Annotated in this window: 23 protein-coding genes, 1 tRNA gene and 2 pseudogenes; 16 read left to right on the top strand and 10 right to left on the bottom strand. The window is 59.3% G+C overall.

Annotated features, from left to right (window positions below; genetic code table 11):
• Position 1: 1 nt before the first annotated feature.
• Positions 2-778 (top strand): divergent polysaccharide deacetylase family protein, encoded by a 777-nt coding sequence (locus ACA070_RS01550; protein WP_497449769.1) that lies wholly within the window; start codon positions 2-4, stop codon positions 776-778.
• 127 nt (positions 779-905) lie between these two features.
• Here ACA070_RS01550 and ACA070_RS01545 read toward each other — a convergent pair whose 3' ends face one another.
• The 7 genes from ACA070_RS01545 to ACA070_RS01515 form a co-directional block, all read right to left on the bottom strand.
• Entirely contained in the window at positions 906-1,661 is a 756-nt protein-coding gene (locus tag ACA070_RS01545; protein ID WP_461978608.1) for a substrate-binding periplasmic protein, read from the bottom strand.
• A gap of 78 nt (positions 1,662-1,739) precedes the next feature.
• The gene (hisF, locus tag ACA070_RS01540; protein ID WP_007972752.1) at positions 1,740-2,510 is read right to left on the bottom strand and encodes an imidazole glycerol phosphate synthase subunit HisF; all 771 of its coding nucleotides are present in this window, start codon (positions 2,508-2,510) and stop codon (positions 1,740-1,742) included.
• A 9-nt stretch (positions 2,511-2,519) separates the two neighbouring features.
• Positions 2,520-3,257, bottom strand: a complete 738-nt coding sequence (gene hisA / locus ACA070_RS01535) for a 1-(5-phosphoribosyl)-5-[(5-phosphoribosylamino)methylideneamino]imidazole-4-carboxamide isomerase (RefSeq protein ID WP_033058290.1) — start codon at positions 3,255-3,257, stop codon at positions 2,520-2,522.
• 42 nt (positions 3,258-3,299) lie between these two features.
• Positions 3,300-3,557, bottom strand: a complete 258-nt coding sequence (locus ACA070_RS01530; RefSeq protein ID WP_008005317.1) for a DUF2164 domain-containing protein — start codon at positions 3,555-3,557, stop codon at positions 3,300-3,302.
• Positions 3,558-4,196 carry an imidazole glycerol phosphate synthase subunit HisH gene (gene hisH / locus ACA070_RS01525; protein WP_461952287.1) on the bottom strand — a complete coding sequence of 213 codons (639 nt, stop codon included), beginning with the start codon at positions 4,194-4,196 and terminating at the stop codon, positions 3,558-3,560.
• Complete coding sequence (hisB, locus tag ACA070_RS01520; RefSeq protein WP_003218037.1) at positions 4,196-4,789, bottom strand: imidazoleglycerol-phosphate dehydratase HisB; 594 nt, start codon at positions 4,787-4,789, stop codon at positions 4,196-4,198. The genes hisH and hisB overlap by 1 nt, the downstream gene beginning before the upstream one ends.
• A 263-nt stretch (positions 4,790-5,052) precedes the next feature.
• Positions 5,053-6,717 (bottom strand): OFA family MFS transporter, encoded by a 1,665-nt coding sequence (locus ACA070_RS01515; RefSeq protein WP_462028971.1) that lies wholly within the window; start codon positions 6,715-6,717, stop codon positions 5,053-5,055.
• A 224-nt stretch (positions 6,718-6,941) separates the two neighbouring features.
• Between ACA070_RS01515 and ACA070_RS01510 the strand changes: the two genes are divergently transcribed.
• From ACA070_RS01510 to ACA070_RS01490, 5 genes are all read left to right on the top strand, one after another.
• Positions 6,942-7,346 carry an acetyl-CoA sensor PanZ family protein gene (locus tag ACA070_RS01510; protein WP_497449768.1) on the top strand — a complete coding sequence of 135 codons (405 nt, stop codon included), beginning with the start codon at positions 6,942-6,944 and terminating at the stop codon, positions 7,344-7,346.
• Between the two features lie 78 nt (positions 7,347-7,424).
• A complete protein-coding gene (locus ACA070_RS01505; RefSeq protein ID WP_497449767.1) occupies positions 7,425-9,644 on the top strand; it encodes an AsmA family protein in 2,220 nt (739 codons plus the stop codon).
• On the top strand, positions 9,641-10,708 hold the full coding sequence (gene mutY, locus ACA070_RS01500) for an A/G-specific adenine glycosylase (protein ID WP_497449766.1): 1,068 nt from the start codon (positions 9,641-9,643) through the stop codon (positions 10,706-10,708). Before ACA070_RS01505 ends, mutY begins: the two co-directional genes overlap by 4 nt.
• A complete protein-coding gene (locus ACA070_RS01495; protein WP_497307127.1) occupies positions 10,705-10,977 on the top strand; it encodes an oxidative damage protection protein in 273 nt (90 codons plus the stop codon). The genes mutY and ACA070_RS01495 overlap by 4 nt, the downstream gene beginning before the upstream one ends.
• 103 nt (positions 10,978-11,080) lie before the next feature.
• A tRNA-Phe gene (locus tag ACA070_RS01490) sits at positions 11,081-11,156 on the top strand.
• A gap of 63 nt (positions 11,157-11,219) precedes the next feature.
• Here the strand turns inward: ACA070_RS01490 and ACA070_RS01485 are convergent.
• On the bottom strand, positions 11,220-11,669 hold the full coding sequence (locus ACA070_RS01485) for a carboxypeptidase regulatory-like domain-containing protein (protein WP_497449765.1): 450 nt from the start codon (positions 11,667-11,669) through the stop codon (positions 11,220-11,222).
• Between the two features lie 262 nt (positions 11,670-11,931).
• Here ACA070_RS01485 and ACA070_RS01480 point away from each other — a divergent pair, with 262 nt between their 5' ends.
• The 4 genes and pseudogenes from ACA070_RS01480 (at position 11,932) to ACA070_RS01465 (ending at position 14,946) form a co-directional block, all read left to right on the top strand.
• The gene (locus ACA070_RS01480) at positions 11,932-12,987 is read left to right on the top strand and encodes a PDDEXK nuclease domain-containing protein (protein ID WP_497451896.1); all 1,056 of its coding nucleotides are present in this window, start codon (positions 11,932-11,934) and stop codon (positions 12,985-12,987) included.
• A 72-nt stretch (positions 12,988-13,059) separates the two neighbouring features.
• Positions 13,060-14,034, top strand: coding sequence for an alpha/beta hydrolase family protein (locus ACA070_RS01475; RefSeq protein WP_497449764.1), 975 nt, complete (start codon positions 13,060-13,062; stop codon positions 14,032-14,034).
• 38 nt (positions 14,035-14,072) lie between these two features.
• Positions 14,073-14,488, top strand: a pseudogene (locus tag ACA070_RS01470) (hypothetical protein).
• Between the two features lie 5 nt (positions 14,489-14,493).
• A complete protein-coding gene (locus ACA070_RS01465; protein WP_461978579.1) occupies positions 14,494-14,946 on the top strand; it encodes a hypothetical protein in 453 nt (150 codons plus the stop codon).
• Positions 14,947-15,024: 78 nt separating this feature from the next.
• Here the strand turns inward: ACA070_RS01465 and ACA070_RS01460 are convergent, their stop codons facing one another.
• Both ACA070_RS01460 and gabP read right to left on the bottom strand, forming a co-directional pair.
• Positions 15,025-15,351, bottom strand: a complete 327-nt coding sequence (locus ACA070_RS01460; protein ID WP_497449763.1) for a hypothetical protein — start codon at positions 15,349-15,351, stop codon at positions 15,025-15,027.
• Positions 15,352-15,714: 363 nt separating this feature from the next.
• Complete coding sequence (gene gabP, locus ACA070_RS01455) at positions 15,715-17,106, bottom strand: GABA permease (RefSeq protein WP_497449762.1); 1,392 nt, start codon at positions 17,104-17,106, stop codon at positions 15,715-15,717.
• Between the two features lie 553 nt (positions 17,107-17,659).
• Here gabP and ACA070_RS01450 point away from each other — a divergent pair.
• The 6 genes and pseudogenes from ACA070_RS01450 (at position 17,660) to ACA070_RS01425 (ending at position 23,031) form a co-directional block, all read left to right on the top strand.
• On the top strand, positions 17,660-18,433 hold the full coding sequence (locus tag ACA070_RS01450; RefSeq protein ID WP_027922189.1) for an ABC transporter ATP-binding protein: 774 nt from the start codon (positions 17,660-17,662) through the stop codon (positions 18,431-18,433).
• Positions 18,434-18,446: 13 nt separating this feature from the next.
• Entirely contained in the window at positions 18,447-19,193 is a 747-nt protein-coding gene (locus ACA070_RS01445; RefSeq protein ID WP_497449761.1) for an ABC transporter substrate-binding protein, read from the top strand.
• Between the two features lie 78 nt (positions 19,194-19,271).
• Entirely contained in the window at positions 19,272-19,967 is a 696-nt protein-coding gene (locus ACA070_RS01440) for an ABC transporter permease (protein WP_010464638.1), read from the top strand.
• Complete coding sequence (locus tag ACA070_RS01435) at positions 19,964-20,653, top strand: ABC transporter permease (RefSeq protein ID WP_461956719.1); 690 nt, start codon at positions 19,964-19,966, stop codon at positions 20,651-20,653. The genes ACA070_RS01440 and ACA070_RS01435 overlap by 4 nt, the downstream gene beginning before the upstream one ends.
• On the top strand, positions 20,634-21,863 hold the full coding sequence (locus ACA070_RS01430) for a methyltransferase (RefSeq protein ID WP_497449760.1): 1,230 nt from the start codon (positions 20,634-20,636) through the stop codon (positions 21,861-21,863). Before ACA070_RS01435 ends, ACA070_RS01430 begins: the two co-directional genes overlap by 20 nt.
• Positions 21,864-22,206: 343 nt before the next feature.
• A pseudogene (locus ACA070_RS01425) lies at positions 22,207-23,031 on the top strand (FkbM family methyltransferase).
• The last annotated feature ends 72 nt before the right edge of the window (positions 23,032-23,103 follow it).

Below are 23,103 nucleotides of genomic sequence, written 5' to 3'. Positions count from 1 at the left end.
GGTGCGCCTGCGGTTCTTGATCGGTCTGCTGTGCTGCCTGGCGGGTGTTGCCCACGCAACGCCCGCCACACCAGCGCCGCAAAAGGCCTACATCACTCTGATCATCGATGACCTGGGGCAGAACCTGCCTCGGGATCGTCGCGTGCTGGCCCTGCCCGGCCCGGTGACCGCAGCGATCATGCCCGACACGCCCCACGCCACCGAATTCGCCCGCGAGGCTCATCGCGCCGGCAAGATCGTCATCCTGCACATGCCCATGGACCCGGCCACCGGCCCGTTCGCCTGGCATCCCGACTTGCCCATCGACGAACTTGAGAAACGCCTGAACGCGGCGTTCAAGGTCGTGCCCTATACCGCTGGCATCAACAACCATATGGGTAGCCGCATGACGGCTCAGCGACCGGCCATGACCTGGCTGATGGCGGACTTGCAGCGCCGGCACAAGCTCTTCGTCGACAGCCGCACCAGCGCGCAGACGGTTGCGGCGGCCGAGGCGCAGAAGATCGGGTTGGCGAGCGTTTCGCGGGATGTGTTTCTGGATGATGAGCCTACCGAAGCAGCGATTTTCACGCAGCTACAGACGGCGATCAGTCTGGCGAGAAAGCAGGGCTCGGCGGTGATGATCGGGCATCCGTATCCGCAGACGTTGGCGGTGCTGGAGCGGGAGCTGCCCAAGCTCAAGGCTCAGGGGATTGAGTGGATCGACATCAAACAGATGATCAGCGTGCGCAGCAATCGCGCGACGGCTGCTCACGGGAAGGACGGCGTGTACCGGTAATCCGCAACAACACAAAACCACTGTGGGAGCGAGCTTGCTCGCGATGGCGGAATGCCAGGCAACATTGATGTCGACTGACACACCCTCATCGCGAGCAGGCTCACTCCCACATTTGAATGCAGTGGTATCAGAGATACCGCGCCATGATGTCATCCACCACGCCTTCCTTGCGCAGCTGATCCAGCGCGGCCTGGAGCTTGGCCACCACTTCATCCGGTACATCTTTGTTCAAGGCCAGATAGAGTTCGGCGCTGTTGAAGCGCAATACCGTTTTGAGGCCGTTAACGCCCTCTTGCCGCGCCAGGTAGCGACCGGCCGGATCGCCCGTGGCCCACAAATCAATCTGACCGCTGACCAGCTTCTTCGCGTTGTCTTGATCGCGCAGCACAACAATCGGCTTCAACCCCTGCTTGGCCAGCGTCTCGGCAATCGCATCGCCCTTGTACGCACCAATCTTGTATTTGCGCGCCTGCTCCAGCGACTCAATGCTGATCTTGCTGTCCGCCTTGGCTAGCATGATCCAGTCATCCGGGCCGATCGGGCCGACCCACTTGAAGAGCTTCTCGCGATCCGGCAATCGCGCCATCACGAATACGCCGTAACCGGGTTTCTCGAGGGCGAGTTTGTAGATTCGCTCCCAAGGGAAGCGCAGCGTCAGGCTGTAGGTGACGTCGGCACGCTTGAACATCTCGCGGACGATGTCCACGGCGATGCCGTTGATGTTCTCGTCCTGAGCGAAGTTCTTGCCGTTCTTCGCCATGTTGTATGGCGGGAAGTTTTCCGTCAGCAACACTAGGTCGGTATCGGGACTTTCTTCAGCGTGTACTCCATTGATGAGCAACAGAGAAGCGCTGGCGAGGACAAGAAGAAGGCGTTTGATCATGTCGGGCTACCGAAATCCATGGCGTGCCCAAGAGTGCCTTGAGCCCGCCATGCTGTCCACTGGCCTGCATGGATTTGTTTAGCGCATTACGATCCCGCGATGCGCCATGTAGGCCTTGGCTTCCTGCACGGTGTATTCGCCGAAGTGGAAAATACTCGCCGCCAATACCGCGCTGGCGTGGCCTTCGATGATGCCGTCGGCCAGATGCTGCAGGTTGCCGACGCCGCCGGAGGCAATCACCGGGATCCCCAGTGCATCGCTGATGGCGCGTGTGACGCCCAGGTCGAAGCCGTTTTTCATGCCGTCCTGGTCCATGCTGGTCAGCAGGATTTCACCGGCGCCGAGGCCTTCCATTTTCTTCGCCCACTCAACGGCGTCGAGACCCGTGGGTTTGCGACCGCCGTGGGTGAAGATTTCCCAGCGCGGGGTTTCGCCCGGGCCGGAGACTTTCTTGGCGTCGATGGCAACGACGATGCACTGCGAACCGAAATGCTGAGCCGCTTCGCCGACAAACTCCGGATTGAACACCGCTGCGGTGTTGATCGAGACCTTGTCCGCGCCGGCATTCAGCAGGTTGCGAATGTCCTGCACAGTGCGCACGCCGCCGCCCACGGTCAGCGGGATAAACACCTGGCTGGCCATGCGCTCGACGGTATGCAGCGTGGTGTCGCGGCCGTCGACGCTGGCGGTGATGTCGAGAAAGGTAATCTCGTCGGCGCCTTGCTCGTCGTAGCGACGGGCGATTTCCACCGGGTCGCCGGCATCGCGAATGTTCTCGAACTTCACACCTTTGACGACCCGGCCGTTATCGACGTCCAGGCAAGGGATGATGCGTTTGGCCAGCGCCATGGTCAGTCCTCAGCCTTTGTACGAATCGCAGAAAGCTTGCGCTTCAGCGACGTCGAGGGTGCCTTCGTAGATCGCCCGGCCGGTGATCGCGCCGATGATGCCTGGCGCCTTGGCGTCGAGCAGCGACTTGATGTCACCGAGGTTGTGGATGCCACCGGAGGCGATCACCGGGATCTTCGTTGCAGCGGCCAGCGCTGCGGTGAACGGTACGTTGCAGCCCTGCATCATGCCGTCTTTGGCGATGTCGGTATAAACGATCGCGGACACGCCATCGGCTTCAAACTGCTTGGCCAGGTCGATCACCTGAATGGTGCTGATCTCAGCCCAGCCGTCGGTGGCGACGAAACCGTCTTTGGCATCCAGACCGACAATCACCTTGCCCGGGAACGCGCGGCAGGCTTCAGCAACGAAGGCCGGATCTTTCACGGCTTTGGTGCCGATGATCACGTAGCTCACACCCGCCTTCACGTAGTGTTCGATGGTTTCCAGGGAACGGATACCGCCGCCGATCTGGATCGGCAAGTTCGGGTAGCGCTTGGCGATGGCGGTGACCACTTCGCCGTTGACCGGCTGGCCTTCGAAGGCGCCGTTCAGGTCGACCAGATGCAGACGGCGGCAACCGCCTTCCACCCACTTGGCAGCCATGCTCACCGGGTCATCGGAGAACACCGTGGAATCTTCCATGCGGCCCTGGCGCAGACGAACACAGGCACCGTCTTTAAGATCGATAGCGGGAATAATCAGCATCTGGCAAACCTTCAAATTCGATTGTTCAGCTTCGCTCGAAAATCAGTTTTTCTCGAGCGCCCACAGGTCGCTTTCGATGCTTTCGAACCTCTCTTTGAGGTGCGTCTGCACATCGAAAATCGCCCTGTTGTAATAGTGCGGAGCAATTTCACGGGTAAACAGCTCAAGGATTTCAGCCGCCTCGAACGAACCCAGGTCCAGTTCGAAGCGATCCTCCATGAAGCGTTTGATCTTGTGATTGGCCTCGCTCTCCTGTTCGGGAGTGAGGGTCAGGATCGGCGGCTTCTTCTTGACCGCCATTTACCAGCGACCATCCCACGCGGCGAAGTTCTGCAGCAATTGCAGGCCATGGGTATGGCTCTTTTCCGGGTGGAACTGCACGGCGAAACGCGAGCCTTCGGCCAGCGCTGCAGCGAAATCGACACCGTAATGACCGCCACCCACCACCTGCCGCGCATTGCCGGCAGCGATGTAGTAGCTGTGCACGAAGTAGAAACGCGCCAGGTCCGGAATGTTGTGCCACAGCGGGTGACTCACCGTCTGCTTCACTTCGTTCCAGCCCATGTGCGGGACTTTCAGGTGTTCGCCGTCTTCGTGCAGGTCTTTGCCGAAGAACTTCACCGCACCTGGAAACAGGCCGATGCAGTCGACGCCGTCGTTCTCTTCACTGCTGTCGAGCAAGGCTTGCATGCCGACGCAGATACCGAGGAACGGACGGTCCTGGCTGACTTCACGCACCAGCGAGTCGAAGCCCAGGCGACGGATCTCCGCCATGCAATCGCGAATCGCGCCGACGCCGGGGAAAACCACCCGGTCGGCTTCGCGAATCACGTCGGCATCGCTGGTGATCAGGACCTTGCCGGCACCAACGTGCTCGAGGGCCTTGGCCACCGAGTGCAGGTTGCCCATGCCGTAATCGATAACCGCGACCGTCTGCATTACAGAACGCCTTTGGTCGACGGCATCTGACCGGCCATGCGGTCATCGAGCTCTACGGCCATGCGCAGCGCGCGGCCGAATGCCTTGAACACGGTTTCGATCTGGTGGTGGGTGTTGGTGCCACGCAGGTTGTCGATGTGCAGGCTGACCAGCGCATGGTTGACGAAGCCCTGGAAGAATTCCTGGAAAAGGTCAACGTCGAAACCGCCGACGGTGGCGCGGGTGTAGGGAACATGCATTTGCAGGCCAGGACGGCCGGAGAAGTCGATCACCACGCGCGACAGCGCTTCATCGAGCGGCACGTAGGCGTGGCCATAGCGACGAATGCCTTTTTTGTCGCCGATGGCTTTGGCGAAGGCCTGACCCAGGGTGATACCGACGTCTTCCACGGTGTGGTGGTCGTCGATATGCAGGTCGCCCTTGCTGACAATATCCAGGTCGATCAGCCCGTGACGGGCGATCTGGTCCAGCATGTGCTCAAGAAAAGGAACACCGATATCAAATCGGGCCTTTCCGGTGCCATCCAGGTTGATCGAGGCTTTGATCTGGGTTTCCAGAGTGTCGCGCTCGACTGACGCCTTACGTTCGGCCATCACCAGCTCCGCAAAATCATTGGGCGAAAAAGGCAGCCATTATAGGGGCGCGGGCGCGAAACAGAAACACGGGAGGTGATATCGCTGACGGAGGGAATTCAGTGGCGTTGGGGATGTACATGTCAGTACAAGCCGGCATTCATTGCGAATGCACGGCTTTTTTTCTGTAGGAGCCGGCTTGCTGGCGATCCAGACACCGCGGCTTTTCAGGCATACCGCGTGATCGTTCATCGCCAGCAAGCCGGCTCCTACAAGGATTGGTGTTAGTGGAACAACACTGCCGTCTTCTGCAGCGTCACCCAAACACCCCACGCCAACGGAATACCCACCACCAGCCAGGCAGCAATCGCCAACGGCTTGGTGCCGGCATCCGCTTTCCACTCCAGCACGGTGCTGGCATCAGCCCCCTTGTCGTGGCCCAGCGCCTGTTCGGCGGCCAGTTCAGCGTCGGTCATGAAGTACTTGTCGGCCACCGGGCGAACCATGAGGTTGCACAGGAAACCCAGCACCAGCAGGCCCGCAAGGATGTACAGGGTGATGTCGTAAGCCGCGGCGCGTTCAACACCGATGCTCAGCTGATATTCACGCAGGTAGTTCACCAACACCGGCCCCAACACGCCCGCCGCCGCCCACGCCGTCAGCAGACGACCGTGGATCGCGCCGACCATTTGCGTACCGAACAGGTCCGCCAGGTAAGCCGGCACGGTCGCAAAACCACCGCCGTACATCGACAGGATGATGCAGAACGCCGCCACAAACAGCGCAACGTTGCCCAGGTGGCCGAGGTTCGGGATCAGTGCGTACAGTGCGAAACCGAGGGCGAAGAACACGAAATAGGTGTTTTTACGGCCCAGGTAATCCGAGAACGAAGCCCAGAAGAATCGACCACCGATGTTGAACAGGCTCAGCAAACCGGTGAAACCGGCAGCGATCGCAGCGATCGAAGCCAGTTGCCCGGCGTCCAGCTGACCGAATGGCAAGTCAACACCGATCAATTTACCGCCGAACACTTCCTGCAACAGCGGCGAAGCCATACCCAGGATGCCGATACCGGCCGATACGTTCAGGCACAGCACCAGCCACACCAGACGGAACTGCGGGGTTTTCCACGCCACATTCACGTGAACGTGACGGTGAGTGATCATCGCGTTCGCAGCTTTTTTCGCCGGAGCGGTCCAGCCTTCAGGCTTCCAGCCGGTTGGCGGCACGCGGTAGGACAGTGCGCCACCGATCATGAACACGAAGTAGATCGCGGCCATCACCAGGAAGCTCTGCCACACGCCGACGCTGTCTGCCGAAGCAAAGTGCCCCATCAGGGCTGCGGCCAGCGGAGCACCCACCATCGCGCCACCACCGAATCCCATGATCGCCATGCCGGTTGCCATGCCGCGCTTGTCCGGGAACCACTTGATCAAGGTCGACACCGGCGAGATGTAACCCAACCCCAGGCCGATACCGCCAATGACCCCGGAGCCGATCCACATCAGCCAGATCTGGTGGGTATAGACCCCCAGCGCTGAAATCAGCAGACCACCACACCAGCACAGCGCCGATACAACGCCAGCCTTGCGCGGCCCGGCGTGTTCCAGCCAGCCACCCCAGATCGCTGCCGAGCAGCCGAGGAAGATGAAGAACAGGGTGTAGATCCAGCCGAGCATCGAGATCGGCCAGTCACATTGCGAAGAGAATACCTGCGAGATGAAGCTCATGTCCGGCGCGCAAGCCACTGCCTTGGTCACGCCCAGGGCTTTGGACAGCGGCAGCCAGAACACCGAAAAGCCGTAGGCCATGCCGATGCAAAGGTGGATGGCCAGGGCGGCCGGTGGTACCAGCCAACGGTTGAAACCGGGCTTGGCGATGATGCGTTCCTTGGACAGGAACGCGGGCTGATCGGCTTTGAGGCCGTCCGCCGTGATGCTCGTGGTCATTGTGTATCCCCCAATTATTAGTATGGTTCGCCAGCCACTCTTCGCCCCCAGCCTTATGCGCACGCATGACTGTCTTTTTCAGGGTGAAGCTCCATTTTAGTGCGACATCACGCCGCAGAAGGACGGACGAACTGGCAGAGGTTACCATCTGTACGTGACAGAAAAACCAAAGTGATATCACCTTTATGCAAGTCGTCTGTTCTCGTACCACTGAAGGAGCCGCCATGCCGATCGTCGTCGAGCTGCTGCAAGAAGCCACTTACCAGGATCAGCAAGACCTGCAGAAAATTTACCGCGACGCCCCGGACTGGCTGTTCGCCCCGTTTTCCGGGGATGTGCAGCTGATCGAAGGCTGCCTGGGCGACGGTTCGCTGATCGCCGGGCGCTTCAATGATCGACTGCTTGGCGCCGCTCGTTTGCAGCGCCAGCCTGATGTTTGGCACTTGTCCCAAATATGCGTACGAAAAATTACCCGTCGTCGTGGCGTTGCCGAGCGCCTGGTGAACGAAGCGCAGAAAATGGCGTCGCAGTCGGGCGTGACATTGCGCCTGCTCGCGCCTGCCGGGCATCTTGAAGCGCAGGCACTGGCCGCCAAGCTGAAAGTGCCGCTGGATGTGCTGCCGACGTGATCGCTGGCCGGTCATTCGCTTCGGAGCGCTATACTCCCCGGCTAAATTTCGAATTCGACTAACTACAAGGACTCGCCCATGAAAGCGTTCGGCAAAATCCTGGGTCTGGTGCTTCTCGGGCTGTTGCTGATCATTGTGGCGCTGGGCTTTGCCCTGACCCACCTCTTTGATCCCAACGACTATAAAAACGAGATTCGCCAGATTGCCCGCGACAAGGCCCACATCGAGCTGACGCTCAATGGCGATATCGGCTGGAGCCTGTTCCCGTGGTTGGGCCTGGAATTGCACGATGCCAGTGTCGCGACCCTGGCCAAGCCCACCGAGCCGTTCGCCGACTTGCAGATGCTTGGCCTGTCAGTGCGCGTGCTGCCGCTGCTGCGCCGCGAAGTGCAGATGAGTGACGTGCGTGTCGAAGGCTTGAACCTGCGCCTGAACCGCGACAAGGACGGCCACGGCAACTGGGAAGACATCGGCAAAGTCCCGGCGTCAGCCACCCCGGCCACTCCTGGCGAACCTGCACCGGCACCAGAAACCACCGTTCAGGTGGAAAAACCGGCCCAGCCGATTCGCCTGGACATCGACAGCCTGACCGTCAACAACGCTCGCGTTGAATACAGCGACGAGAAGACCGGCAAGCAGTTCAGCGCCGAAAGCATCCAGCTGAGTACCGGCCCGGTTCACGACTCGACCAACATCCCGGTCAAACTCACGGCGTTCCTCGGCACCAACCAGCCGGTCCTGCGAGTGCGCACGGAGCTGAATGGCGAGCTGCGTTTTGAACGCGCACTGCAGCGCTACAAATTCGAAGACATGAAACTCTCCGGCGAAGTCGCCGGCGATCCGCTGCAAGGCAAGACCATGACCTTCGCCGCCCAGGGCCAGTTGCTGCTGGATAAAGCCGCGAACGTCGCCGAATGGACCGGCATCAAGATCTCCGCCAACCAATTGCGTGCATTGGGCGAACTGAAGGTCAACGACCTCGACAAGACGCCGCAAATCAGCGGCGGCATTTCGATCGCCCTGTTTGACCTGGCGAAATTCGTCGACAGCATCGGCCAGAAACTCCCGGCCATGGCGGAAGGCAGCCTGAGCAAAGTCGAGCTGGTCAGCCGGGTGGCCGGCACGCCGACCAGCGTATCGTTCGACAACATCAACTTGAAAGTCGATGAAAGCAGCTTCAGTGGCCGTATCGCCGTCGAGGACTTCGCCAAGCAATCGCTGCGCGCAACCCTCAAGGCTGACACCTTCAACGTCGACCGTTACCTGCCACCAAAATCCGCCGAAGCCAATAGCGCGACGCAAGTGCGTCAGGCCGAAGTCGCCAGCACCGAAGCCGATGCCATGGCAGGCGCCGGCAGCACACCGTTGCCCGCCGCACCGACCAAAACCGCGTGGAGTACTGAACGCCTGTTGCCGGTAGAACGCCTGAGCAAACTCGACGTGGACGCCGACCTGACCTTCGGCCTGCTGACCCTCGACAAACTGCCGATCCAGAACGCCGCACTCAAGGCCACCGGCCAGGGCGGCCTGCTGACCCTGGAGAACCTGCGTGGCGACCTGTACGAAGGCAACTTCGAAGCCAAGGGCACCCTGGACGTACGCCAGGAAGTACCGGCACTGAACATGCAGACGCGCATCACCAAAGTGCCGGTGGAAAAAATCCTCGAAAGCCAAGGGAAGAATCCACCGGTCAAAGGTCTGGTGACGCTCAACAGTGCGTTGACCGGCAGCGGCAATAGCCAGCAAGCACTGATCGACACGCTCAATGGCAACGCCAGTTTCGTCATCAACAACGGCGTGCTGCTCAATGCCAACCTTGAGCAACAACTGTGCAAAGGCATCGCCACCCTTAACCGCAAAACCCTCAGCGGCGAACCACGGGGCAAGGACACACCGTTCCAGGAGCTCAACGGCAACCTGACCTTCCGCAACGGCGTGGCCAGCAACCCGGACCTGAAAGTGCGTATCCCGGGCATGACCGTGAAGGGTGACGGCGACGTCGACCTGCGAGTGCTGGGCATGGATTACCGCGTGGGTGTGATCGTCGAAGGCGACAAGAGCGACATGCCGGACCCTGCCTGCCAGGTCGGCGAGAAATTCGTCGGCATCGAGTGGCCGCTGCGCTGCCGTGGTCCGCTGGAACTTGGCGCCAAGGCTTGCCGCCTCGATAACGAACGCATGGGCCAGGTCGCGAGCAAGCTGGCGGGCGAACAGATCAGCGAGAAAATCGACGAGAAGCTTGGCGACAAAGTCAGCCCTGAACTGAAAAACGCGCTGAAGGGGCTGTTCAAGCGATGAGAGCCGAGCAGTTTTCATCGGCGGTGCTGGACTGGTACGACCGCCACGGCCGCCACGACTTGCCTTGGCAACAAGGCATCACACCGTATCGGGTGTGGGTCTCGGAAATCATGTTGCAGCAAACCCAGGTCAGCACCGTGCTGAATTATTTCGACCGTTTCATGGCCTCGCTGCCGACGGTCGAAGCCCTGGCTGCTGCGCCGGAAGACGAAGTGCTGCACCTGTGGACCGGCCTCGGTTATTACACCCGCGCGCGCAATTTGCAGAAGACCGCGAAGATTGTCGTGGCCGAGTACGGCGGCGAGTTTCCCCGGGATGTCGAAAAGCTTGTCGAGTTGCCGGGCATCGGCCTGTCCACGGCCGGCGCCATCGCCAGCCTGAGCATGGGCCTGCGGGCGCCGATCCTCGATGGCAACGTCAAACGGGTCCTGGCGCGCTTTACCGCGCAGGAGGGTTATCCGGGGGAGCCTAAAGTCGCCAAACAGCTGTGGGCGAACGCTGAGCGCTTCACGCCGCATGATCGGGTCAACGCCTACACCCAGGCGATGATGGATCTGGGCGCCACGCTTTGCACCCGCAGCAAACCGAGTTGCCTGCTGTGCCCGCTGGAAAAGGGCTGCGAAGCCCACATGCTCGGCCTGGAAAGCCGCTACCCGATCCCCAAGCCGCGCAAAGCCGTGCCACAGAAGCGCACGTTGATGCCGATGCTCGCCAACGGCGAAGGCGCGATTCTGCTTTACCGCCGGCCTTCAACAGGCTTGTGGGGCGGCCTTTGGAGCCTGCCGGAACTCGACGACCTCGACGACCTGCAACACTTGGCCACGCAGCATTCGCTGGAACTGGGCAGCCAACAAGCGCTGCCGAGCCTGGTGCACACCTTCAGCCACTTTCAGTTGTCCATCGAACCCTGGCTGGTTCAGGTCCAGGAGGCCGGCCATCACGTGGCCGAGGCCGACTGGCTCTGGTATAACCTCGCCACCCCGCCGCGCCTGGGCCTTGCCGCCCCGGTCAAAACCTTGCTCGAACGCGCGGCCGCCGTATTGAACGCAGGAGAGTTGTCATGACCCGCACCATCATGTGCCGCAAGTACAAAGAAGAATTGCCCGCTCTGGAGAAAGCCCCATTCCCGGGCGCCAAAGGTCAGGACATTTTTGACCACGTCTCGGCCAAGGCCTGGGCCGACTGGCAGAAACACCAGACCCTGCTGATCAACGAAAAACGCCTCAACATGATGAATGCCGAAGACCGCAAATACCTTCAGGGCGAGATGGACAAGTTCTTTTCCGGCGAGGAATACGCCAAGGCTGACGGCTACGTTCCGCCAGCTGAATAATCCTGCTTTCTCGGGGGTCTGATCGTAAGCGACGGTAATAATTAAATATTTTTTGAAAACTTGCTTGACGACCCCCTGAAAAACCCGTTTAATGCGCCCCGTTGCCCAGATAGCTCAGTCGGTAGAGCAGGGGATTGAAAATCCCCGTGTCGGCGGTTCGATTCCGTCTCTGGGCACCAAATACCGAAAACCCTGAATCGCAAGATTCAGGGTTTTTTTATGCCTGGGATTTGATGGGACGACTATTCGTCACCGTTCCAGTGAAAGACCAGATTGCGTGCGGTGTCGCTTCCCACATCCGCTGCGTCCTGTCGCGCCTCACCATTGCGGGTCGCGACGACGGTGTACTTGCCGGGCGGCAACTGCACGTAAACCAGCGGGCCCGCCTGACTCAGCGTCAGCACGGTTTGCCCCGTCGCTTTCTGAATGACGACGTCCACGTCGGGAACGTATTTATTCTCCGGTCCGACCGAGAAGGTCATGTGCAGGTTGTATCCCGTGGCTTGCTGGATGGCCTTCGACTCATCCTCGCCAATACCGCCCGACACATAGGCGATGCCGTTTTGCTCTTGTCTCTGGACCTGCACGCCTGAGCTGTCTATGGGCTCAAGGTTGGCGGCCCACGACGTGGCTGGAAACATCAATACGCCGACGGCGACGATGGGCAACATGAGTGAATGGACGTACTTCATGATGGCGACTCCTGGGCTCCACAGTGCCCTCCTGGTCCTTCACTTTTGATTTCCCGGAGGATGGCCAAGTTTTAGATTGATTCGACCTTGAGCCCACTGCGAAATGGACTACGCCTTGTATTCATCAAGTCCTGGCCGCCGTTGGCACGATCCTGCAAAACGAATCCGGCATTTCCTGCGGTTTTCCCAGCCGCGCCCTGCATCGCCACCCTGCCCTCTCTTGCCATCCTCTTTCGCCTGTTCCTCCAGCTGCGGAAGACTCATGAGCATCGTCAAAACCGAAAACACTCAAGACCCACAACTCGCCTCCCTAGTGGGCAACCTTGGGGAATTGATACGTCAAGCACGCCACAAGGTGCTGCGAGCAGTCGATACCGTTCAGGTGCAAACCTGCTGGCAGATTGGAAGGCATATTGTCGAGTTTGAGCAGGAGGGAGCCCGGCGGGCGGCCTACGGCAAGCGCTTGTTGCCGACACTCGCCAAAGTTCTCACTAACCAGTTTGGAAAAGGTTTTGATGAACGCAACCTGCGATATATGCGGGATTTTTATCAGACCTTTTCAATTTGGGACGCAGTGCGTTCCGAATTGAGCTGGACCCACTATCGCCGATTGCTGCGAGTCGATAACGACCACGCTCGCCATTGGTATATGAATGAATCAGCTATCCAGAACTGGTCAAGCCGAGCACTGGAACGCCAGATCAACACCCTGTACTACGAACGCTTGTTAGCCAGCCGCGACCGCCCCGCCGTCAAACAGGAAGCCGCAACCAACATCCAGAAAATGAACGCGCACCCTCGGGACTTCATCAGGGATCCGGTGATGCTGGAGTTTCTGGGCCTGCCCGACGCGGGCCTGACCCAGGAAACCGATCTCGAACAAGCACTGATCCAGCAGCTTCAAGCCTTCCTGCTTGAACTGGGCAAAGGCTTTGCCTTCATCGCCCGCCAACAACGCATCAGCACCGACAGCAAAGACTTCTACATCGACCTGGTGTTCTACAACTACCTGCTCAAATGCTTCGTTATCTTCGATCTAAAGCGCGGCGAACTGACCCACCAGGATGTCGGCCAGATGGACATGTACGTGCGGATGTACGACGACCTCAAACGCAAAGCGGAGGACGGCCCCACCGTCGGCATCATTCTCTGCGCGCAGAAAGATGAATCGGTGGTGCGCTATTCAGTGCTGGAGGGCAACGAGCAACTGTTCGCCAGTAAGTACAAGCTGGTATTGCCGAGCGAAGAGGAACTTCGTGCGGAGCTGGATCGGGAACGCGCTGTGCTTGAGGAACGACAGCACAATCGGACGTTGTAAAAACGACGCGCGCATTGTTCACAAGCGGTGCGAGGACTATCGTTGGCAACTACCCGCAAAGGTCCAAAGCCGATGAATTTGCAGGACATGCCTTCACTGGCACCGACCCAAATCGAATTGTCGCTGGGCACCGACATTGCTGGCGAACCGTTCAAGGAGCCCGCCGCAGACGGCTTCATCCTCGGCGGCTTCACTTGGCGGCACGCCTCTCAGGACAGTGCGCGCCCGGTCGTCATCATCAACGCCGCCACCTCGGTTCGTTGCCGGCACTATTCGCGCTTCGCCGACTACCTGTTCGCCAACGATTTCGATGTCATCACCTATGACTACCGCGGCATCGGCGAGTCGCGGCCACCGTCGATGAAAGGGTTAGAGGCGTCATGGTCCGATTGGGGCGCGCTGGACTTCGAGGCGATGCTCAAGCGCGCACAGCGCGAATTCCCCGGCCAACCCATCGACGTTGTCGGCCACAGCTTTGGAGGCTGTGCAGCGGGCCTTGGAGCGTCCGGGCATTTGATTCGGCACTTGGTGACGGTCGGCGCGCAATTCGCTTACTGGCGCGACTATGCGCCCGCCCATCGCTGGCGGATGTTCGGCAAGTGGCATGTGGTGATGCCATTGATGACCCTACTGTGCGGCTACTTTCCGGGCAAACGCCTCGGTTGGCTGGAGGACACGCCCGCCGGCGTGGTTCGCGACTGGAGCACGCCCACTGCGCGCTACGAAACGCGGCCCAGCGGTCGCGTCATGCACGCAAACACCGGCCAGCTTCCCTTTGCATCCGTCAGCGCAAAAACGTTGGCCATCAGCATCAGTGACGATCCTTACGGTACGATTGCGGCCATTGAACGCCTGCTCGGCTACTTTACTGGCAGCGCAAACACCCATCTGCGAATCGCCCCCGAAGACATCGGCGAAGAAGAAGTCGGACATTTCGCCTTTTTTCGCAGCGCATACCAAGCCACACTATGGCCCATTGCATTGTCCTGGTTGCAGACCGGCGAACTGGCCCCCGATACACCCGGGCGGCGAGTGCCACGCAACTGATCGACCCGCCCCTCTCATCGAATTACGGAACGACACCCATGGCATCCGCCAACAAGCAGAACAAACGCGCCACCCGCGCCAAAGCCAGGCCAAGCAGAACCGCACCCAGCGGGCCGCAGCGCCGGTCGAGTTGGACCCGAACGACGATCGCATCGACTTCGAATCGGTGGACTTGACCGAACTGTTCAAGAAAATGATCGACGCCGAAAAAACCAGCCAGCAAGCGATGTGCGTGGCCTTCCTCGAAGACCCGCTGCTGGAACTGGTGTACGAGCAGGAAGGCGAAGAAGGCGCGATGGATTTCATCCTCGCGGCGCTGATCGAATATCGCCAATGGTCCACCGAAGTCGATGAAGCCGGCGCCCTGGCATGGATCGAATCACCAGCCTTCCAGGCTGACTACGTAGCGGCGTCCGACGTCATTGCGGCTCAAACTCAACAGAAAGCGAACTGAATTTAATGGCATCCCTGAACAAGCAGCAAAAACGCGCCAAACGCGCCAAGATCAAAGCCAAGCAAATCAACATCCACGGCCGAAAACCCGCTGCGCTGGACGATGACCTGGGTGAAATCGGCGAGCCGATCCCGGAATACACCCTGGCGATGTTCAGCAAAATGCGCGACGCCGAAGCCATCAGCCGCAACGACATGCTGCTGGCCCTGCTGTCGGACCTCGCCGGGATCATCAGCGACCATCCAGAACTGCTGGACATGGAAAACGCCGACAACGAAGCCATGGCCGCCACCCACCTGGCCGCCGACATGCTGATCGACTACCGCATGTGGGCCGACGGCATGGACCGCGATGCCGCACAGGCCTGGCTGACCGACCCGCAGTTCATCACTGATTTTGGCGATGCGCTGGACAGCTATCGTCAGTCGTTGGATGCGCAGGAAGAAAAGAGCGAATAAACACTTGCCCTTGAAAGCAAAAACGGCCGCTTGTCATCACTGACAGCGGCCGTTTTTTGCAAGCCTGAAAAACAACAATCAGGCAGCAACAGCTTCCAGACGCGGAATATCAATACCGATCTTGGCGCTGGCATAGCTCAGATCGCCTTTGGCGATGGATTGAGCCTTGTAACCCGCAGCGATCAGGTCCTGCACGTACAGCTTGTTGTAGATGAACATGAATACCAGGTTGCTCAGGCTGAACGTGAAGCAGGCCACGACGAACATGATCGCAGCCCACTTGAAATCGCCACGGAACAAGGCTGGGAAAAAGCCAAAGAAAAACACGGTCCACGAGAAGCCGATTGGCGCTTCTTTCATGGCACCGGTGTTAGGGTTTTTGAACACAACCGATGTAAACGCCATGCCTGTCTCCTTGATGCCCCAATGGGTTGGCTGAATGGCCGGGCTATCTCCATGCAGCTCTTTTAAACGGCAAGCACACGCAAACGCATCCGTGACTGACGTCAGATGAGGGAACAGGCAAGAAAGGGTCGGGGGGCTTTAGCCAGGAAGGCTGGGGGCGTCGAACAATCCGTGTCCTGAAACTCCATCGCATCCCGCAACAGCGAGATACACATTCGACGAGAAGGCTACTATCTCGCCATCATCGTGTCTATCAGATAGAGACGCTCGATCACTCGTCTGAATGAAAGCAAAAACGACCGCGATCATTTCTGATAGCGGTCGTTTCTGTGTTTCAGCAGCGTTTGGCTTGAGTCAAAACACTCAGCGCGCCACCGCTGCAATCAACTTCTCGTTGCGACGACGGCGCGCCACAAACAAGCCCGCAGCGACGACCAACAAGCTCAGCAGACCGGTCGCGAGGATTTCCACGCGATGGGCATCCTGGAACAGCATGATGGTCAGTGCCGCGACAATGAAGATGATCACCGCGTAGGTCAGGCCCGGGAAGAGCCACATGCTGAAGGCAATTTTTTCACCGCGTGCCATACGCTGTTTGCGCATACGCAGTTGCGAAATCGCGATCACCAGGTACACCAGGAGCGCGATGGCGCCGGAGCTGGCCAGCAGGAATTCGAATACCGCAGCCGGGGCCACGTAGTTGGCGAACACTGCGAGGAATGCCGCGCCGGTGGACAACATGACGGCCCAGTACGGCGTGCCGCTTTTGTTGGTGCGCTGGGAAACGGCCGGTGCATCACCGCGTTTGCCCAGGGAGAACATCATGCGCGATGCGGTATACAGCGCCGAGTTCAGGCAGCTGGTCACAGCAACCAACACCACGATGTCGACGATCAGCTTGGCATTCGGGATGCCCATGCGCTCAAGCACGGTCTGGTAGGAGCCGACAGCGGCCAGAACCGGGTCATTCCATGGCACCAGGGCGACAACGATGAAGATCGACACGAGGTAGAACAAGCCAATCCGCCAGATCACCGAGTTGGTGGCCTTGGAAATTTGCTGGCCAGGGTTCTTCGATTCGGCGGCCGCGATGGTCACGATCTCGGTGCCCATGAAGGAAAACATGGTAGTCAAAATGGCGCCCAGTACCGCGCCCATGCCGTTTGGCAGGAAGCCCTGGGTGTCGAACAGATGCGACACGCCGCTGACCTGACTGTTCGGCAGGAAGCCGAAGATCGCCATGATGCCAAGGCCGATGAAACCAATGATCGCGATGACTTTGACCAGGGCGAACCAGAACTCGAACTCACCGTAGTTCTTCACGCTGAACAGGTTGGTCACTGTCAGCAGCAAAGTGATGACCAGGGTGAAAGCCCAGATGGCCACGTTGGGAAACCAGGCGTGCAGGATGGTCGCGGCGGCGTTGGCCTCCAGCGGGATTACCAATACCCAGAACCACCAGTACAACCAGCCGATGGTGAAACCGGCCCAGTGACCGATCGCGCGATCGGCGTACGTCGAGAAGGAGCCTGTGTCTGGCGACGCGACGGCCATCTCGCCAAGCATGCGCATGACCAGCACCACCAGAGCACCGGCCGCGGCGTAAGCCAACAGAACAGCCGGGCCTGCGGCGGCGATGGCGTGGCCGGAGCCGACGAACAGACCGGCGCCGATAACCCCGGCGATCGACAACATGGTCACATGACGCGGTTTGAGCCCCTGTTCGAGGCCATTGGAGCTTGGGGTACTGCTCATTGAAACTACCTTTGTAAGGGAAAGCGATTTGCATCCATCCCGTCTGGCGTTCCTTCTCGTAAAAAAAAACCAACAGGGCGTTCCGGATTCTGCACGCAATAATTGCGCCAAAATGTTTCAAACTCCTCAGGCACGGGGCCTGTGGCGTGACCGGACAGTCATCGCAAGTCATTGAGATTAATGGCAATTCGCCAGAGCGTTACCCTGCGACCCACTTGAGGAACGAAAAAGCGCACCGGAAACACACCCATAAATGAGCCGATGCACAATAAAAGTGCAGATCAGGAACGTTTGGCCGGTTAGCGCTTCCAACACCCCGTCAAAGCTGGCAACATCGCGCCCTTTTTTACGCGACACCCGCGGGGCAGCTGGTTCAAACGGCTGTTCGGTTGATAGCAGCGCGACAGTCTGCTGTACCGATGCGACAACCTGCCACATGCCACCCGTTTACCGCCCGTAGCGCTGTTGGCTGCCATTCGAACGCTATGCTAGCTTGGCCGCCTCGCCAGGAAGGCCAACCAACAGCAGGAGCGAAACACTATGAGGAACGCACATGGCTGAGGCCACGCCCGCGCTTGAAATCCGCAACTTGCACAAACGCTACGGACAGCTTGAGGTGCTTAAAGGCATCTCGCTGACCGCCCGCGACGGCGACGTGATCTCGATCCTGGGTTCTTCCGGTTCCGGCAAGTCCACGTTCCTTCGCTGCATCAACCTGCTGGAAAACCCGCACCAGGGCCAGATCCTGGTGGCCGGCGAAGAACTCAAACTCAAAGCCGCCAAGAACGGCGAACTGGTCGCTGCCGACGGCAAGCAGATCAACCGCCTGCGCAGCGAGATTGGTTTTGTGTTTCAAAACTTTAATCTCTGGCCGCACATGAGCGTGCTCGACAACATCATCGAGGCCCCGCGCCGGGTGCTGGGTCAAAGCAAAGCCGAAGCCATCGAAGTCGCCGAAGCCTTGCTGGCCAAGGTCGGCATCGCTGACAAACGCCACGCCTATCCGGCGCAACTGTCCGGCGGCCAGCAACAACGCGCAGCCATCGCCCGTACATTGGCGATGCAGCCCAAGGTGATTCTGTTCGACGAACCCACCTCCGCCCTTGACCCGGAAATGGTCCAGGAAGTACTTAATGTCATCCGCGCACTGGCCGAAGAAGGCCGCACCATGCTGCTGGTCACCCATGAAATGGGTTTTGCCCGTCAGGTGTCCAGCGAAGTGGTGTTCCTCCACCAGGGCCTGGTAGAAGAGCAAGGATCGCCACAGCAGGTGTTCGACAACCCGCTTTCGGCGCGCTGCAAACAATTCATGTCCAGCAACCGCTAACGGAGCTACCCGCATGCAGAACTACAAAAAGGTCTTCCTGGCAGCCGCCGTCACATTGGCCTTCAGCGCCAGTGCCATGGCCGAAACCCTGAAGATGGGCATCGAAGCGGCCTACCCGCCGTTCAACAACAAAGATGCCAGTGGCAATGTCGTCGGCTTCGACAAGGAAATCGGCGACGCCCTGTGCGCCAAGATGAAAGTCGACTGCACCGTGGTCACATCCGACTGGGACGGCATCATTCCGGCCCTGAACGCCAAGAAGTTCGACTTCCTGATCTCCTCGATGTCGATCACCGACGAGCGCAAGCAAGCGGTGGACTTCACCGACCCGTACTACTCCAACAAACTGCAATTCATCGCCAAGAAAGACGTCGACTTCAAAACCGACAAGGCTTCCCTGCAAGGCAAAGTGATCGGCGCACAACGTGCGACCCTCGCCGGCACCTGGATGGAAGACAACATGGAAGGCGTTGAACTCAAACTCTACGACACCCAGGAAAACGCTTATCTGGACCTGACCTCCGGTCGTCTGGACGGCATCCTGGCGGACAAGTACGTCAACTACGAGTGGCTGAAAAGCGACGCCGGTCGTTCGTATGAATTCAAGGGCGACCCGGTGGAAGAAAGCGACAAGATCGGTATCGCTGTACGTAAAGGCGACACCCTGCGCGCGAAGCTGAACCTTGCCTTGAAAGAAATCGTCGAGGACGGCACTTACAAGAAGATCAACGACAAGTACTTCCCGTTCAGCATCTATTGATTCTGACTTGCCTGATTGGCGCCGTTCTCTAACGGCGCCAATCCCTGGCATTGCCTGCTGCAAAATGAAAAGAAATCCATGACTATCGATCTCTACGGATTCGGCCCGGCGCTCGCCGCTGGCGCGCTGATGACTGTGAAACTGGCACTCTCGGCCTTGTGCCTGGGGCTGGTGCTCGGTCTGCTCGGCGCCTTGGCCAAGACTTCCCCGTACAAGCCGTTGCAATGGCTTGGCGGCACTTATTCGACGCTGGTTCGCGGCATCCCGGAATTGCTCTGGGTGCTGTTGATCTACTTCGGCACGGTCAACCTGATGCGTGCCCTGGGCGAGTTCTTCGGCAATCCCGACCTAGAACTGAATGCCTTCGCCGCAGGCGTGATCGCGCTGGGGCTGTGCTTCGGCGCCTACGCCACGGAAGTGTTTCGTGGTGCGATTCTGGCGATTCCCAAAGGTCACCGTGAAGCCGGCGTGGCTTTGGGCCTGTCGAAGTTTCGCATCTTCACCCGGTTGATCATGCCGCAGATGTGGCGCATCGCCCTGCCCGGCCTGGGCAACCTGTTCATGATCCTGATGAAGGACACCGCGCTGGTGTCGGTCATCGGCCTGGAAGAAATCATGCGTCACGCACAGATCGGCGTGACCGTGTCCAAACAGCCGTTCACCTTCTATATGGTGGCCGCGTTCATGTACCTGGGCCTGACGATTCTCGCCATGACCGGCATGTACTTTATGGAAAAACGCGCCGCTCGCGGCTTCGCGAGGAGCACGCAATGAACTGGGAAGTCATCATCAAGTGGCTGCCGAAACTGGCTCAGGGCGCAACACTGACCCTGGAACTGGTGGCCATCGCCGTGATCGCGGGTTTGCTGCTGGCGATTCCACTGGGCATCGCTCGCTCGTCGCGCCTCTGGTACGTGCGGGCATTCCCCTACGGTTACATCTTCTTTTTCCGTGGCACGCCGTTGCTGGTTCAGCTGTTCCTGGTCTATTACGGTTTGGCGCAGTTCGACGCGATCCGTAACAGCTCGATGTGGCCGTACTTGCGCGATCCGTTCTGGTGCGCCACGGCAACCATGACCCTGCACACGGCGGCCTACATCGCCGAGATCCTGCGCGGCGCGATTCAGGCGATTCCACCGGGCGAGATCGAGGCGGCGCGCGCGTTGGGCATGTCCAAACCCAAAGCGCTGTTCTACATCATCCTGCCTCGTGCTGCGCGTATCGGCCTGCCGGCGTACAGCAACGAAGTGATCCTGATGCTCAAGGCCAGCGCACTGGCCAGCACCGTGACCCTGCTGGAACTGACCGGCATGGCCCGCACCATCATTGCCCGGACCTACTTGCCGGTGGAGATCTTCTTCGCCGCGGGCATGTTCTACCTGCTGATGGCTTACGTGCTGGTTCGCGGCTTCAAGCTTCTGGAGCGCTGGTTGCGCGTCGATGCCTGCCAAGGGCGTTGATTCCTTCGTGTTGACGGGCGACGCCTTGCTCGCCCGTTTCACGGCGCTGGATGCTTTTGTGACTGAGCATCAGGCGTTATGGAAACCTCGTCCGTTTACCCATCTGCAGCTTCCTTGGGAAGCGTCCTACCCGGAATTGGCATTATGGCTACGCGGGCGTTCGCTTGAGGAGGCGGAAAGCAGTCATAACCAACCGGGTTTGCTGGACGCGCCGGAGCCGTTTGCTTCATTGGCGGCGCTGTCCCTTGAGTTGAGTTCGGTGGGCGAGTTGCCTGCACATTCGCTGGAAGCGGCCGGGCATCGATTGAACGTCGACGTGCCGGGGCGCAAGTGGCAGCAGATTGAAGCGTTCGCCAGTCGCTTGGCGTTTGCCTCGCCTCCCAGGCATTGGCTGGATTGGTGTTCGGGCAAGGGCCACTTGGGTCGGGGTTTGCTACACCACGGACAACAACTGACGTGCCTGGAATACGACCCGGCGCTGGTTTCCAGCGGCCAGGCACTCAGCCAGCGTCATCAAATGCACGCGTTGCATGTCGAGCAGGATGTGCTCGCCTCGAGCGCTGCTACGTTATTGACTGCTGACCACACGCCAGTAGCACTGCACGCCTGCGGTGATCTGCATGTGCGGTTGATGCAGCTCGCCAGTGCGGCAGGCTGTAAACAACTGGCCATTGCACCGTGCTGCTATAACCGGACCCTTCTCCCTGCGTATCAGCCACTTTCCTCGGTCGGTATGCGATCCGGCCTACAACTGTCCCTCGACGATCTCTCGTTGCCGATGAGCGAAACTGTCACCGCCGGTGCTCGCGTCCGACGTCAGCGAGACACCTCGATGGCCCGGCGCTTGGGTTTCGACCTGCTGCAACGACAACTGCGCGGCGTTGATGACTACCTGCCAACCCCTTCCCTGCCGAGTGCCTGGCTGGAAAAATCCTTCGCCGACTACTGCCATCATTTGGCCGCACTGAAAGAGTTATCCACAATCGGCGCGCAAGATTGGCCCGCACTCGAGGCCGCTGGCTGGCAGCGACTCGCCGAAGTGCGCAATCTGGAGCTGCTGCGCGGCCTTTTCCGACGCCCGCTGGAGCTTTGGCTGGTACTCGATCGGGCACTTTTCCTCGCCGATCAGGGTTACACCGTTCGCCTCGGCACCTTCTGCGGAAGCCCGCTCACGCCGCGCAATTTGCTGCTCTTGGCGGAACGTCCATAAAAAGCCAGTGCCTGTGGATAACTCTGTTGATGAAATTATCATGGATCCAATATAAGCAGCTGTTTCAGGGGTGAAACGCGACTGTTCAATTTTCGTACACATGATAAAAAACCGAGAAAAACAGGCATTTGCGCACAAATGAGAACGAGTCCGCAAAAAAGACATGAGCGCCACTTCTGAGTACGCCCGTTGTGCATAAGCATCCGGCCAAAAGGACATAACCGCCGAAACCCGGTCGCACTCGGCGGACAATTGCACGTCACGGCCACCCTGGTTATACAGGCAGACAAGAGCGCCAAAGTGCGCCCACGAACAAGAAATCTCTGACAGACAGGAAGCCACAGTGACGTTCATTTCTTACGCACAGAATTTTGAAGACATACGCCTGTGGCGCGCCCTCAAAACAGTTGAAAACGGCTTCTACATCGACGTCGGCGCCAACCATTCCTACCCACGACTCCGTGACTAAAGCCTCTATGACCGTGGCCGGACCGGCATCAACGTCGAACCGATGCCCAATTATTACGACGCCCTGTGCCAGGAACGCCTCAAAGGCACCAACCTGCAATGCGTGGCCGGCGAAAGCGCCGACGACCTGACCCTCTATGGCATCGCCGGCACCGGTCTCTCCACCCTCGACCCGGCCATGGCGCAAATGCACAAAGACGCCGGCATGGACGTGCGCAGCCAAACCGTCAAATCCCGTACCCTGACCTCCATCTGCGAAGAACACGCCCAGGGTCGCGAAATTCACTTTCTGAAAATCGACGTCGAAGGCCACGAAGAAACCGTCCTGCGCGCCATGGACTTCACCCAATGGCGGCCGTGGGTCATCCTCATCGAAACCCCATGGAACCGCGACCAGGCCTGGGAAACCCTGGTCACCGACGCCGGCTACCACTCCATCCTGTTCGACGGCATCAACACCTACTACCTCGCCAACGAACACCTGAATCTCAAACCCGCCTTCGACATCCCGCCCTGCAACCTGGACGAGTTTCAGTTCTGCAAAGGCCACAACTTCAGCCACCCCGTCAGCGACGCCGAACACCAGCTCGCCGCCGCCCTGCAACGCGCCGAACAGGCCGAAGCGCAGCTGCGCGCGATGCAAAACAGCCGCACCTGGAAAGCTCTTCAGAAATTCAAGAAAACCCTGCTTCGAGCCTGACTTGAAGGCTGAGTAAAAATAGTCTGAATTCAGGGGTTTACAGAACCATCCCAATCGCTATAATCGTCGCCC

The organism is Pseudomonas sp. LBUM1678 (assembly GCF_059695575.1).
The sequence above is the reverse complement of the archived record's forward strand: the minus strand, read 5'-3'. Positions and strand labels throughout refer to the sequence as shown.